The sequence below is a fragment of the Ideonella azotifigens genome (genome assembly GCF_006519715.1).
Classification (GTDB): Bacteria; Pseudomonadota; Gammaproteobacteria; order Burkholderiales; family Burkholderiaceae_C; genus Ideonella; species Ideonella azotifigens.
The window spans coordinates 1-13,258 of sequence record NZ_VIDT01000083.1; the positions used below are offsets into that span (position 1 = coordinate 1).

The following is a 13,258-nucleotide window of genomic DNA, read 5'->3' on the forward strand; positions in this document are numbered from 1 at the left end:
CTTGCTGGTCATAGCAGACGACACCGCGCTCGGGCGTCAGGCCCCAGCTCGCAGCGACTTCTGCAAAGGCCTCGCGCGTGGGCAGCGGATGGCGACCGCCGCGGATCGAGCCTTCCGGACTCTTGGGCGCGCTGAGTTCGTGCTCCAGGTGTGCGTAGCGCGCGCCGGCAATGTGCCGGTCCAGGAAGGCGCGCTCGCCGGCACCGCTGTCCGCCAGGTCGAAGCTGCAGTCCAGCAGCAGCGGTGGCGGCGTTTGCTGCAGCAGCGCTTGCAGCTGCTCGGCGGTGATCAGCGGGGCCCAGGGCTTGGCGGCGGTGCTCATGGTGCGGTGCTCCTTGGTCAGGTGTCGGTTGGCTCGGGTGCGTCCGGTGCGGCCTTGTGGCGCAGCAGCGTGGCGGCCAGGCCGGCGGCAATGATCAGGCCCATGCCCATCAGGGCCGAGCCGGTGATGGGGTCATGGAACACCAGCACGCCAAACAGGAAGGACCAGGCGATGCCCAGGTACTGCAGGCTGGCATTGGTCAGCACCCGGCCGATGGCATAGGCGCGTGTCATCAGGATCTGCGCGCTGGTGGCCAGCAGCCCGGTGGCGACCAGCAGCAGCGCGCCAGTCAGCGTGTGGCCGTGAAAGCCGCTGTCGCTCAAGGCGAGCAAGCCGCCGGCCAGCAGGCCGCCGAGCGAGAAATAGAACACCACCCGGTATTCCGGCTCGCCGACGCGGCCGAGCGCGGTGACCTGCAGGTAGGCGAGGGCAGACAGCATGCCGGAGACCAGCCCGCAGAGTGCGCCGATCAACTGGTCGCTGCCCACCGAAGGCTTGAGCACCAGCGCCACGCCGGCGAAGCCGACCAGCACCGTGGCGATCAGCCGGCCGTCGACCCTGGACGCACCCAGCAGCACTGCGCCGCCGATCAGGAACAGCGCCATCCAGACCGAGGACATGTAGTTCAGCGTGATGGCGGTGGCCAGCGGCAGCTTGCCGATGGCGTAGAACCACAGCACCAGCGCCGAGACGCCGACCAGGCTGCGCCAGGTGTGCATCATCGGCACGCTGGTGCGCAGCGTGCCGCCGCGCCAGCGGGCGATGCCGGCGATGAACAGCGCACCAATGCAGCCGCGGTAGAAGACGATTTCGCCTGCGCTGTATTGCTGCGAAGCCAGCTTCACGCAGACGCCCATGGTGGCAAACAGGAAGGACGACAGCACCATCAGCCATGGTGCGGAGAGGCGGAAGTTCATCAGAGGAATGGGTTCACCGGTAGGCCAAGCCCATGGCTTCGCGCACGTCTTTCAAGGTCTGGCGAGCAACGGTGCGGGCGCGCTCGGTGCCCAGCTCCACCACCCATTGCAGCTGCTTGGGCTGCGACAGCCAGGCCTCGGCGCGTTCGTGCCAGGGCTGCTGCTCGCGGATGATGGCGTCGATCAGCGGTTGCTTGCAGTCCAGGCAGCCGATGCCGGCGCTGCGGCAGCCCTGGGCCAGCGCCTGGCGCGTGCTGTCGTCGCTGTAGACCTGGTGCAGCGGCCAGACGGGGCAGCGCGCCGGCTCGCCCGGGTCATCGCGGCGCACGCGCTGAGGGTCGGTCGGCATGCGGCGCAGCTTGTCGGTGACCTGGGCTGGCGTGTCGCGCATCGCAATCGCGTTGTGCGCGCCGTGGTTCGAGCTTTTGCTCATCTTGTCGCCGTCCAGCCCGGGCAGGCGCGGCGTGTCGGTCAGCAGTGTGGCCGGCTCGGGCAGCACTTCGCGGCCGTGGCGGTGGTTGAAGCGGCGTGCCACCTCGCGGGTGATCTCGACGTGAGGCGCCTGGTCCTCGCCCACCGGCACCAGCGTGCCGCGGTAGAGCAGGATGTCGGCCGCCTGCAGCAGCGGGTAGCCGAGGAAGCCGTAGCTGGCCGGTTCGCGCTGGTTGCCGGGCTCGGCGCAGCGGGCCTGCCAGTCCTTGTAGGCAGGCGTGCGTTCCAGCCAGGACAGGGGCGTGTGCATCGCCAGCAGCGTGAACAGCTCGGCATGCTCGGGCAGCCGGCTCTGGATGAACAGCGTGGCGCGGTCCGGGTCGATGCCGGCGGCCAGCCAGTCGATCACCATGTCGTAGACCCGGCGCTCCAGCGCATCTTCATGCTGGCTGGAGGTGGTCAAGGCATGCCAGTCGGCGACCAGAAAAAAGCAGTCGTTTGCATCTTGCAGTTGCACCCAGTTCTTCAGCGCGCCATGGTAGTGGCCGAGGTGCAGTGCGCCGGTGGGGCGCATGCCGGAAACAACGCGGGCTCGCATGGGGGGCTTTCAGGCGCGACGGGAAGCCTTCGATTCTGGCAGAGCGGGGCGGGCGCTTACACTCCTGCGCCTCATGAAGCGAATCGTCATCCTGCTGTCCGGGCGAGGCAGCAACATGCAGGCCGTTGTCGAGCGCTGTGCTGTTGAAGGCTGGCCGGCGCAGGTGGCCGCCGTCGTCAGCAACCGGCCGGACGCTGGTGGCATCGCCTGGGCCGCCGAGCGCGGCATTGCCACCGCGGTGGTCGACCACCGCGGCTTCGACGGTCGCGAAGCCTTCGACGCCGAGCTGGCGCGCGTCATCGACGGTTTCCAGCCGGACCTCTTGCTGCTGGCCGGCTTCATGCGCATCCTCAGCGGCGGCTTTGTCGGCCACTATGCCGGCCGCATGCTGAACGTGCATCCGTCGCTGCTGCCGGCGTTTGCCGGCCTGCACACGCACCGCAGGGCCATCGCCCAGGGCTGCAAGCTGGCGGGGGCCACGGTGCATTTCGTGACGCCCGAGCTGGACCACGGCCCCATCGTGGCGCAGGCCGTGGTGCCGGTGCTGCCGGGTGACGACGAGCAGACGCTGTCCGAGCGGGTGCTGCAGCAGGAGCACCGGCTCTACCCGCTGGCGGCGCGCTGGTTCGTCGAAGGCAAGCTGCAGGTGCAGGATGGCGTGGTGCGGCAGCTCGACGGCGCGTCGCAGTTGCTGAGCTGAACCTCTGCCGGCGTCAGAGCAGGCTGGCGGCGATGTTGACGGTGAGCGCCAGCACGGCGGTATTGAACGCAAACGACAGCACAGACTGCAGCAGCACCAGTCGCCGCATGGCGCGGGTGGTGATGGTCACGTCGGCCGTCTGCGCGGCCACTGCGATGGTGAAGGCGAAGTACAGCAGGTCGCTGTAGTTGGGGCTGAAGCTGGCGTCGGTTTCCGGGAACCGCAGCCCGGCGGGCGGCTTCTCGGCGTGGTAGCAGGCGGCGTAGCTCAGCGTGAACTCCATGGGCACCAGCAGCCAGGCGCCCAGCACCGTGCCCGCCGCCAGCAGCACATGTGGCGCGGCCAACTCCATGCCGTTCTGCTTGATCCAGCTCAGCTCCATCCCAATGGCCACCAGGCTGGCCAAGGTCGCGGCAATCACCACGCTGAGCACCACCAGCGCGCTGTCCGCTTGGGCGCGTGCGAAACGCAGCAGGTGGCCGTGGTCGGCTCTGGCCATCAGCCATGTCATGGCGCTCAGGTAGAACCAGACACTGGTGTTCCAGCCGGCCAGTGCGCGAGTCACCACGTGCCAGTCGCCGGGCGTCAGCAGCGCCACGGCCAGCCCGAGCATGGCCGCCATCGCCAACCGCGGCCGGTACTGCAGGTGGTGCTTCAGGTGCCTCAGGGTCTGCATCAGGCAAGGGCAAAGCAGCAGCAATTGGCAGCAAACAAGGCTGTATTGCGGTGGCGGGTGTGCCTGCTGGGATAATCCATGGATGCATCCTAATGCCCTGCTGGATCTGGCCACCGAATTGCTGCGCCAGGCACTGAAACTCGACCAGCCGGCCGACATGGTCGTTTCCAACTTCTTCAAGCACCACCGTGAGCTGGGTCAGCGCGAGCGCCATGCGCTGGCCGAGACCGCCTACGCGGTGCTGCGTCAGCGCCTGTTGTGGGTCCATCTGGCGCAGAGTGGCAGCGGCGCGCTGGAGCGCCGCCTCGCCATCCTCGCGTGGCAAGGCACCGACGGCCAGCTGCGCGGTGGCATGGGCCCGCACGAGCAGAAATGGCTGGCCGAGGTGCGCGAGATCGACCAGGCGACATTGCCCGAGAAGCTGCGCCACAACCTGCCGGACTGGCTGGCCAACCCGCTGAAGGCAGAACTCGGCGAAGACTTCTGGCCCCTGGTGGCCGCCATCAGCGGACAGGCGCCGCTGGACCTGCGCGTGAACACGCAAAAGGCCAAGCGCGAGGACGTGATCGCCGAGTTGAAGGAAGCCGGCATCGAGGCCGTGGCCACGCCTTATTCACCCTGGGGCCTGCGCATCCAGGGCAAGCCGGCGCTGCAGAAGCTGCCGCTGTTCATCCGCGGCGACGTGGAGGTGCAGGACGAGGGCAGCCAGCTGCTGGCCGCCCTGGTGGCGCCCAAGCGCGGCGAGATGGTGGTGGACTTTTGCGCTGGCGCTGGCGGCAAGACGCTGGCGCTGGGCGCGCTGATGCGCAACACCGGCCGGCTGTATGCGTTCGATGTGTCCGGCTACCGGCTGGAAGGCCTGAAACCGCGGCTGGCGCGCAGCGGCCTGTCCAACGTCTATCCGGCGCAGATCGCCCATGAACGCGACGACCGCATCAAGCGCCTGACCGGCAAGATCGACCGCGTGCTGGTCGATGCCCCTTGCTCGGGCCTGGGCACCTTGCGGCGCAACCCGGACCTGAAGTGGCGCCAGTCGCCCAAGGCGATCGAGGAACTCACGGTCAAGCAAACGGCCATCTTGGACAGCGCGGCGCGTCTGGTCAAGCCGGGTGGCCGGCTGGTGTATGCGACCTGCAGCCTGCTCAAGCGCGAGAACGAGGACATTGCGCTGGCCTTTGCGGCCGCGCACCCGGACTTCGAGCCCTTGCCAGCCGCTGCGGCTCTGGCCTCTGCGCAGGTCGAACGCAGCGAGGAACTGGACCGCGACGGCATGCTGCGCCTCTGGCCGCAACGCCACGCCACCGACGGCTTCTTTGCCGCCGCCTGGCAGCGCAAGAGCTGAATCGACCGCGGGAACCTGGGCGCCTGCCCGGGCTCTGCACAGCGCGCTTGATCCCGGGCAACAGGCCCCCATCTTGGGGTAAGCGACTGTTTACCGGCCCAGTTTTTGCGTTCATCGGCAGGGGGGCGACCCCTACAATTCACAACCCTCGCTGGGCAGCGTCCTCAGGATGCGGTCTGGCGTCCACGCGACTCTTCGCGATTCTTCGTTGGGCGACAAGACTTCGATGGCTGACTTCCAAACCGTGTTTTCCGCGCTGATCGACTGGGCTGCCAACGGCTTGCTGGACCTCAGCGCCTGGCAAGTGGTGCTGGTCACGCTGGTGCTCACGCACATCACCATCGCCTCGGTCACGATCTTCCTGCATCGGGCGCAGGCGCACCGGGCGCTGGAGTTGCATGCCATCCCGTCGCATTTCTTCCGCTTCTGGCTGTGGATGACGACCGGCATGGTCACCAAGCAATGGGTGGCCATCCACCGCAAGCACCACGCCAAGTGTGAGACCGAGGAAGACCCGCACAGCCCGCAGGTCAAGGGCATCGAGACGGTGATGAAGCGCGGTGCCGAGCTCTACCGCGCCGAATCCAAGGTCAAGGAAACCATGGAGAAGTTCGGCCACAACACGCCGAACGACTGGATCGAGCGCAACCTTTACACCCGCTACAGCGCCTTGGGCGTGTCGTTGATGCTGATCATCGACGTGCTTCTGTTCGGCGCGCTGGGTGCCACGGTCTGGGCGGTGCAGATGGCCTGGATCCCGATCTGGGCCGCGGGCGTGGTCAATGGCGTGGGCCACTACTGGGGCTACCGCAACTTCGAGGCGGTGGACGCGTCGACCAACATTTCGCCCTGGGGCATCGTGATTGGCGGCGAAGAGCTGCACAACAACCACCACACCTACCCGACCTCGGCCAAGTTCTCGGTCAAACCTTTCGAGTTCGACATTGGCTGGGGCTACATCCGGGCGATGGAAATGCTGGGCCTGGCCAAGGTCCGCAAGACTGCGCCGCAGCTGCAGCTGGGCGAGATCAAGCCGGCGGCGGATGCGCACACGCTGGAAGCCATCATCGCCAACCGCTACGAGGTCATGGCCAACTACGCCAAGCAGCTGCGCCGCGCCTGCTCGACCGAAGTTGCCCGCCTGAAGGCCGAAGGCAGCGCCAACGGCTCTGCCTGGACCAACCTGCGCATTGCGGAGCGCTGGCTGCACCGCGACGCCGAGAAGATCCCGACCGACCTGCGTGTTCACGTCGACAGCGCGCTGCACAGTGCCCCGGTGCTGCAGCAGCTGGTGGCCATGCGCGAAGAACTGCGCCAGCTCTGGACCCGCACCAATGTCTCGGCCGAGCAACTGGTGGCGGACCTGCAGGACTGGTGTCGCCGCGCCGAGAGCAGCGGCATTGCGGCGCTGCGCGACTTCTCGATGCAACTGCGCGCCGCCCGCGCCTGATGCCCATCTGCTATGCGCCTTCGGGCGCTGCGCGACCACGAGGCCCGCCATGTGCGGGCTTTTTCATGGGCGCTTGCCTGGCCCATTTCCCTGGAGGCAGGGCGAGGCAAGTTGTTCCGGGCAACAAAAAAACCCGCCGGCGGCGGGTTTTTCGAGCAAGGTGCCAGGCTGAATTACTTCAGCTTGATTTCCTTGTACAGCACGTGCTTGCGTGCCTTGGGGTCGAACTTCATGAATTCCAGCTTTTGGGGCGTGGTCTTCTTGTTCTTGTTCGTGGTGTAGAAGTGACCAGTGCCGGCAGTGGATTCCAGCTTGATCTTCTCGCGTCCGCCTTTGGATGCCATGGTGTCGCTCCTTCAGTGTTTAGGCTTGACCGCGGGCACGCAGATCGGCCAGCACGGTGTCGATGCCCTTCTTGTCGATGAGGCGCAGACCAGCATTGCTGATGCGCAGGCGAACCCAGCGGTTCTCGCTCTCGACCCAGAAACGACGGTATTGCAGGTTCGGCAGGAACCGGCGCTTGGTTTTGTTGTTGGCATGGGAAACATTGTTCCCGACCATGGGCTTCTTGCCCGTGACTTCGCAGACGCGTGCCATGAGGACACTCCGATACTTGTCATACAGCGACCGCCTCTGGCCCGCAGCAGTCTGAACTGCAGGCTGGAGGCAGCGGCCTCACCTCGCCAAAAGGGTGGCGGTAACCCGTGCATGCCCGCCGCCCAGCCATCAGCTGAAGCACGCTCATGCAGCGCCTCACGGCGCAGGAAAGCCCGCGAGTATAGCCTGTTTTCGAGTGCGTGCACAGGCTTGCCTGCGCACTGTGCACATCAGAGGTCGTGCTGCTCCAGGAAACGCTGGGCGTCCAGCGCGGCCATGCAGCCGGTGCCGGCCGAGGTGATGGCCTGGCGGTAGACGTGATCCTGCACGTCGCCGGCTGCGAACACGCCCGGCACGCTGGTCATCGTCGCAAAGCCGTTCTGGCCGCTCTTGGTGACGATGTAGCCGTCCTTCATCTCCAGCTGGCCGCGGAAGATGTCGGTGTTCGGGTGGTGGCCGATGGCGATGAAGCAGCCCTTGAGCGCAATGTCCTGCGTCGCGCTGCCGTCCACCTTCTTCAGCCGCACGCCGGTCACGCCGCTCTGGTCGCCCAGCACCTCTTCCAGCGTCTGGTGCAGGTGCAGCTTGATCTTGCCCTGCGCGACCTTCTCGTGCAGCTTGTCGATCATGATGGCCTCGGCGCGGAACTTGTCGCGCCTGTGCACCAGGTGCACCGTGCTGGCGATGTTGCTCAGGTACAGCGCTTCCTCGACCGCGGTGTTGCCGCCGCCGACCACGGCCACTTCGTCATTGCGGTAGAAGAAACCGTCGCAAGTGGCGCAGCCGCTCACGCCGCGGCCCATGAAGGCCTTCTCCGAATCCAGGCCCAGGTACTTGGCCGAGGCGCCGGTGGCGATCACCAGCGAGTCGCAGGTGTAGTTGCCGGAGTCGCCCTTGAGCTTGAAAGGCCGTTCGCTGAAGTCGACGGTGTGGATGTGGTCGAACACGATCTGCGTCTGGAAGCGCTCGGCGTGTTCGAGGAAGCGCTGCATCAGCTCGGGGCCCTGCACGCCCATCACGTCGGCCGGCCAGTTGTCGACCTCGGTGGTGGTCATCAGCTGACCGCCCTGGGCCATGCCGGTGACCAGCAGCGGCTTGAGGTTGGCGCGCGCAGCGTAGATCGCAGCCGAGTAGCCGGCTGGGCCGGAGCCAAGAATCAGGACCTGGGCGTGAGTGGTGATGGTGCTCATGAGTGATCTTCTGAAGCGCTGCGCAAGCGGGTGTTTGCCCTGGCGGCATGCGCCGCCGTGCAACACTGGGGTGCGTCACGGGTTCGCAACGCGCCATATTGCGCAAGAATGGTAAGGACGTATTTTAGAGAACCCCCTGCCGGTGCGCCGGCGGCGGGCTGCCAAACGCGTTCATTCGAGGGGGTCATTGAATGTCGATGTTGTCCAACCTGGACCTGATTCGCCGGGTGCCGCTGTTTTCGTTGCTGACCAACGATCAGGCCCGCGCGGTCGCAGACGGGGTGGTCAAGCGGCGCTATCGCCGCGGCGAACTGGTGGTCGAGCAAGGCAAGAAGAGCAATGCCTTGTTCATCCTGCTCAATGGCCGGGCCCGCGTGCTGACGGCCGATACACGAGGCCGCGAAGTCATTCTTGCGGTGCTGGAGGCCGGCGACTATGTCGGCGAAATGAGCCTGATCGACAACCAGCCGCATTCGGCCACCGTGCGCTGCGAGATCCAGTGCGACATGCTGATCCTCGGCCGGCCCGAGTTCGCCCGCTGCCTGCCGGAAAACTCCAGCCTGTCCTACGCCATCATGCGCGGCCTGGTCACCCGGCTGCGCAGCGCGGACCGGCAGATCGAGTCGCTGGCGCTGCTGGACGTGTATGGCCGCGTCGCGCGCACGCTGCTGGACATGGCCGAAGACGTGGACGGCGAGAAGATCGTGCGCAGCAAGGTCTCGCGCCAGGACATGGCCAAGATCGTCGGCGCATCGCGCGAGATGGTCAGCCGGGTCATGAAGGATCTGGAAGAGCGCGGCGTGATCGAGACGCTGGAGTCCGGCTCGGTGGTGCTGAAGAACCGCGTACCCGAATGAAACGGCGGGCGGCCTGACGGGCTGCCCGGCCGTGGCTTGGTGTACCGTAGCCGGATGATCCGCTCGTCGATTTGCTGGGGGGAGGCCTGATGCGCCGCGCCACCACCCTGGGCAACTTGCCCGCGCCCGAACCTGTCGGCGTCGCGCCGGCCTCGCCATTGAACCGCTTGCGCCTGGGCCTGTGGGGCCTGGGCTGGCTGGCCTTCACGCTGGCGCTGTCCAGCCGCAACCCGCGGGATGCCGGTTTCTCCACCTCCGGCGAAGGCCTGCCGCCACTGAACTGGCTGGGCGCGCCCGGGGCCTGGCTGGCCGACGTGCTGCTGCTGCTGTTCGGCTTCTCGGCCTGGTGGCTGGTGGTAGCCGGTGCGCGTGCGTGGCTCGCGGCGCTGGCTGACTCGCTGCGCAGTGACCCCAGCGAATGGCCTCCGCGCCGGCATCCTGGCGTGCGCTGGCTGGGTCTTCTGTTGCTGCTCTTGGCCAGCACCGCGCTCGAATGGACACGCGTCTACGGGTGGGAGTTGCGGCTGCCCGGCCATGCGGGCGGCATCCTCGGCTTCACGCTGGGCCCCTTGTCCATGAACCTGCTGGGCTTTGTCGGTTCGGGCGTGTTGTGGATCGCCTTGCTGGTCATTGCGCTGCCTTTGGCGCTGGAGTTTTCCTGGGTGCGTGTGGCCGATGGCCTGGGCGGTTGGGTGGACGGCCTGCGCGAGCGCCGCACCCAGCAGCGCGAGGTGGCCGAAGACATCCGCCTGGGCGAGCAGGCCCAGCGCGCAAGAGAGATCGAGCTGGAGGAAGACCGCGAAGAGCAGCAGGTGCACATGCCCATCGTGATCGAGCCGGCGGTGCTGGAAGTGCCCAAGTCCGAGCGTGTGCAGCGCGAGCGCCAGAAGCCGCTGTTCAAGGAGCTGGCCAACAACAAGCTGCCGCAGGTCGACCTGCTGGACAAGCCGCCGGCGCGTGTCGAGTCGGTCACGCCAGAGTCGCTGGAAATGACCAGCCGGATGATCGAGAAGAAGCTGGCTGACTTCGGCGTCGAGGTTCGCGTGGTCGCGGCCCAGCCGGGTCCCGTCATCACCCGCTACGAGATCGAGCCGGCCACTGGCGTGAAGGGCTCGCAGATCCTCGGCCTGGCCAAGGACCTGGCGCGCTCGCTGTCGCTGGTGTCCATCCGCGTGGTCGAGACGATTCCCGGCAAGAACCTGATGGCGCTGGAACTGCCCAACGCCAAGCGCCAGACCATTCGCTTGGCCGAGATCCTTGGCTCGCAGGTCTACAACGACGCGCCTTCCATGCTCACGATGGCGCTGGGCAAGGACATCATTGGCCTGCCGGTGGTGGCCGACCTGGCCAAGATGCCGCACTGCCTGGTGGCCGGTACCACTGGCTCAGGCAAGTCGGTCGGCATCAACGGCATGATCCTCAGCCTGCTCTACAAGGCCGAGGCGCGTGACGTGCGCCTGATCATGATCGACCCGAAGATGCTGGAAATGAGCATCTACGAAGGCATTCCGCACCTGCTGTGCCCGGTGGTCACCGACATGAAGCAGGCTGGCAATGCGCTGAACTGGTGTGTCGGCGAGATGGAGCGCCGCTACAAGCTGCTCAGCAAGATGGGCGTGCGCAACCTGGCTGGCTACAACAAGAAGATCGACGACGCGAGCGCGCGCGGCGAACTGGTGCCCAACCCGTTCAGCCTCACGCCCGAACAGCCCGAGCCGCTGGAGCGCCTGCCGCACATCGTCATCGTGATCGACGAGCTGGCCGACCTGATGATGGTGGTCGGCAAGAAGATCGAAGAGCTGATCGCCCGCCTCGCGCAGAAGGCGCGCGCGGCCGGCATCCACCTCATTTTGGCCACGCAGCGGCCGTCGGTGGACGTCATCACCGGCCTGATCAAGGCCAACATCCCCACGCGCATCAGCTTCCAGGTCTCCAGCAAGATCGACAGCCGCACCATCCTCGACCAACAGGGCGCTGAAGCCCTGCTGGGCATGGGCGACATGCTGTACATGGCCTCAGGCACAGGACTGCCGGTGCGGGTGCACGGCGCATTCGTGTCCGACGAGGAAGTGCACCGTGTGGTGGACGCGCTGAAGGCCCAGGGCGAGCCGAACTACATCGAGGGCATCCTCGAAGGCGGCGTGCTGGAAGGCGAGGGCGGTGAAGGCGGCGCGGGCGGCGGCGGGGGAGACGCCGAGTCCGACCCGATGTACGACCAGGCCGTGGCCATCGTGCTGCAGCACCGCAAGGCCTCGATCTCGCTGGTGCAGCGCCATTTGCGCATCGGCTACAACCGGGCAGCCCGATTGCTGGAACAAATGGAGCAATCCGGGCTCGTATCGTCCATGTCCACCAATGGCAACCGCGAACTGCTGTTGCCCAAGCGGGAAGAATGAAGCTCCACCCACCGTCTCTCGCCTGGCCTCGTCGCCAATTCCTCTCCAGCCTGCTGGCCGCCGCGGCTGCCGGCGTGGCCGGCTCTGCCCACGCGCAGGCGACCGACGCCACCGAAGCCCTGCGCGCCTTTGTGCGCGATGCCAAGGCCGGCCGCGCCAGCTTCACGCAAACCGTCAAATCGCCCGACGGCAAGAAGACCAAGAACTCCAGCGGCAAGTTCGAGTTCTCGCGGCCCAACCGCTTCCGCTTCGTCTACGAGAAGCCCTATGCACAGACCATCGTCAGCGACGGCCAGAAGGTCTGGTTCCATGACCCGGACCTGAACCAGGTGACGGTGCGCAAGCTGGGCGACGCGCTGGGCAGCACGCCGGCCGCGCTGCTGGCCGGCCAGACCATGGACAAGGACTTCGAGCTGAAGAACCAGCCCGATGCCGACGGCCTGGCCTGGGTGCTGGCCACGCCGCGCCAGAAGGACGGTGCGATCCAGTCGCTGCGCATTGGCTTCAAGGGCAAGCAACTGGCCGCGCTGGAGATTGCCGACAGCTTCGGCCAACGCTCGATGCTGCAGTTCAATGACTTGCAGATCGAGGCTTCGCTGCCGCCTGAGACCTTCCGCTTCACTGTGCCGGCTGGCGCCGACGTCGCGGAGCAGTGAGGCATCGCGCGCGGTTTTGAAAGACAAGAAGGCCACGGCATGACACCGTGGCCTTCTTGTCTTTTGTACGCCCCAAGGTCTGGGCTGCGCCCAACCCGCCCCCCGAGGGGAACAAGGCAACTTGGGGCGGCCCGGCGTTGCCTTGGGCCCGTGGCGTCAATGCATGACGCTGTCCATCAGGCCCATGTCGGGCGCGGTCATCATCTGTTCGATGTCCATCAGGATCAGCATGCGCTCGACATCGCCGTTCCTCAGCGTGCCCAGGCCGGTGATGTAGGTCGCGTCGATCGCGCCATTGAAGTCGGGGGCCGGCTTGATCTGGCCCGCAGGCAGTTCCAGCACGTCGCTGACCGAGTCGACCACCATGCCCACCGTGCGGTTGCCGATGTTCAGGATGATCACCACGGTGAAGCTGTTGTACTGCACGTCCGGCAGCTCGAAGCGCAGCCGCATGTCGACGATGGGCACGATCACGCCACGCAGGTTCACGACGCCCTTGATGAAGTGCGGCACGTTGGCAATGCGGGTCGGCGGCTCGTAGCCCCGGATTTCCTGCACCTTCAGGATGTCGATGCCGTATTCCTCGTCACCCAGCTTGAACGACAGGTATTCACGTGTCACGCCGCTCGGCGTATTGCTGCCCATCGCGTTCTGGACGCGGTTTTCAGTGGAAGTGTTGGCGCTGCTCATGCGGACGTGGCTCCTGCGGATGGACGGGATGGGGCGAATCAGTGCTTCGGAATGGGCATCAGTATTGGCGCCCATGCGTCGCAGCCAAAGCTTGAAAAATGCCCCGTCAAGGCCTTAATTCCGGGCCATCGGTCGACAATGCCGGCATGAGATTGCAAGCGTCATGTTCCGATGCGTGGGCCGAGCGCCGGGCCGCTCCCAAGCCGGCCCACATCCCCTTGGGGGATCGTTCGACGTACCCGTCGAAAGAGGGGCCGTCACTGTGAGCCGGCAAGACTTGTTTGATTCCGATCCCGCTGAACCCGCAGGGATGGATGGCGCCCCGACGGTTGCCAGCGACGCCCCGCTGGCCGAGCGCCTGCGCCCGCGCCACCTGGACGAAGTCATCGGCCAGCGCCACCTGCTGGGCCCGGGCAAGCCGCTGCGAGTGGCCTT

At 66.4% G+C, this 13,258-nt stretch carries 14 protein-coding genes; 6 read left to right on the forward strand and 8 right to left on the reverse strand.

Annotated features, from left to right (window positions below; translation table 11 throughout):
• The 3 genes from FKP22_RS07945 to trpS form a co-directional block, all read right to left on the reverse strand.
• Positions 1–322, reverse strand: a 322-nt coding sequence (locus FKP22_RS07945) for a sulfurtransferase (protein WP_375140565.1), incomplete at its 3' end; no start/stop codon positions are given.
• A 17-nt stretch (positions 323–339) separates the two neighbouring features.
• Positions 340–1,239: a DMT family transporter gene (locus FKP22_RS07950; protein WP_231012777.1), complete on the reverse strand. Its 900-nt coding sequence runs from the start codon at positions 1,237–1,239 to the stop codon at positions 340–342.
• Positions 1,240–1,252: 13 nt separating this feature from the next.
• Positions 1,253–2,269, reverse strand: coding sequence for a tryptophan--tRNA ligase (trpS, locus tag FKP22_RS07955; RefSeq protein WP_141286808.1), 1,017 nt, complete (start codon positions 2,267–2,269; stop codon positions 1,253–1,255).
• A 73-nt stretch (positions 2,270–2,342) separates the two neighbouring features.
• Here trpS and purN point away from each other — a divergent pair, with 73 nt between their 5' ends.
• On the forward strand, positions 2,343–2,969 hold the full coding sequence (purN, locus tag FKP22_RS07960) for a phosphoribosylglycinamide formyltransferase (protein ID WP_141286809.1): 627 nt from the start codon (positions 2,343–2,345) through the stop codon (positions 2,967–2,969).
• Between the two features lie 13 nt (positions 2,970–2,982).
• On the opposite strand, the gene FKP22_RS07965 is transcribed toward purN, so the two are convergent.
• Positions 2,983–3,645 (reverse strand): DUF1345 domain-containing protein, encoded by a 663-nt coding sequence (locus FKP22_RS07965; protein ID WP_141286810.1) that lies wholly within the window; start codon positions 3,643–3,645, stop codon positions 2,983–2,985.
• Between the two features lie 82 nt (positions 3,646–3,727).
• Between FKP22_RS07965 and FKP22_RS07970 the strand changes: the two genes are divergently transcribed.
• Together FKP22_RS07970 and FKP22_RS07975 are read left to right on the forward strand one after the other, a co-directional pair.
• Positions 3,728–4,987: an RsmB/NOP family class I SAM-dependent RNA methyltransferase gene (locus FKP22_RS07970; RefSeq protein WP_141286811.1), complete on the forward strand. Its 1,260-nt coding sequence runs from the start codon at positions 3,728–3,730 to the stop codon at positions 4,985–4,987.
• A 226-nt stretch (positions 4,988–5,213) separates the two neighbouring features.
• A complete protein-coding gene (locus tag FKP22_RS07975) occupies positions 5,214–6,437 on the forward strand; it encodes a DesA family fatty acid desaturase (RefSeq protein WP_141286812.1) in 1,224 nt (407 codons plus the stop codon).
• A 173-nt stretch (positions 6,438–6,610) separates the two neighbouring features.
• On the opposite strand, the gene rpmG is transcribed toward FKP22_RS07975, so the two are convergent.
• From rpmG to trxB, 3 genes are all read right to left on the reverse strand, one after another.
• Positions 6,611–6,781, reverse strand: a complete 171-nt coding sequence (gene rpmG / locus FKP22_RS07980; protein WP_141286813.1) for a 50S ribosomal protein L33 — start codon at positions 6,779–6,781, stop codon at positions 6,611–6,613.
• A 19-nt stretch (positions 6,782–6,800) separates the two neighbouring features.
• Entirely contained in the window at positions 6,801–7,034 is a 234-nt protein-coding gene (gene rpmB / locus FKP22_RS07985; RefSeq protein WP_141286814.1) for a 50S ribosomal protein L28, read from the reverse strand.
• A gap of 230 nt (positions 7,035–7,264) precedes the next feature.
• On the reverse strand, positions 7,265–8,224 hold the full coding sequence (gene trxB, locus FKP22_RS07990; protein ID WP_141286815.1) for a thioredoxin-disulfide reductase: 960 nt from the start codon (positions 8,222–8,224) through the stop codon (positions 7,265–7,267).
• A 191-nt stretch (positions 8,225–8,415) separates the two neighbouring features.
• On the opposite strand from trxB, the gene FKP22_RS07995 reads away from it, so the two are divergent.
• The 3 genes from FKP22_RS07995 to lolA all read left to right on the forward strand — a co-directional run bounded on the left by FKP22_RS07995 (position 8,416) and on the right by lolA (position 12,133).
• Positions 8,416–9,081, forward strand: coding sequence for a Crp/Fnr family transcriptional regulator (locus FKP22_RS07995; RefSeq protein WP_141286816.1), 666 nt, complete (start codon positions 8,416–8,418; stop codon positions 9,079–9,081).
• An 89-nt stretch (positions 9,082–9,170) separates the two neighbouring features.
• Positions 9,171–11,477 (forward strand): DNA translocase FtsK, encoded by a 2,307-nt coding sequence (locus tag FKP22_RS08000; RefSeq protein WP_141286817.1) that lies wholly within the window; start codon positions 9,171–9,173, stop codon positions 11,475–11,477.
• Complete coding sequence (gene lolA / locus FKP22_RS08005; RefSeq protein ID WP_141286818.1) at positions 11,474–12,133, forward strand: outer membrane lipoprotein periplasmic chaperone LolA; 660 nt, start codon at positions 11,474–11,476, stop codon at positions 12,131–12,133. Before FKP22_RS08000 ends, lolA begins: the two co-directional genes overlap by 4 nt.
• A 156-nt stretch (positions 12,134–12,289) precedes the next feature.
• Here lolA and FKP22_RS08010 read toward each other — a convergent pair whose 3' ends face one another.
• Entirely contained in the window at positions 12,290–12,778 is a 489-nt protein-coding gene (locus FKP22_RS08010) for a chemotaxis protein CheW (protein WP_141286820.1), read from the reverse strand.
• Between the last annotated feature and the right edge of the window lie 480 nt (positions 12,779–13,258).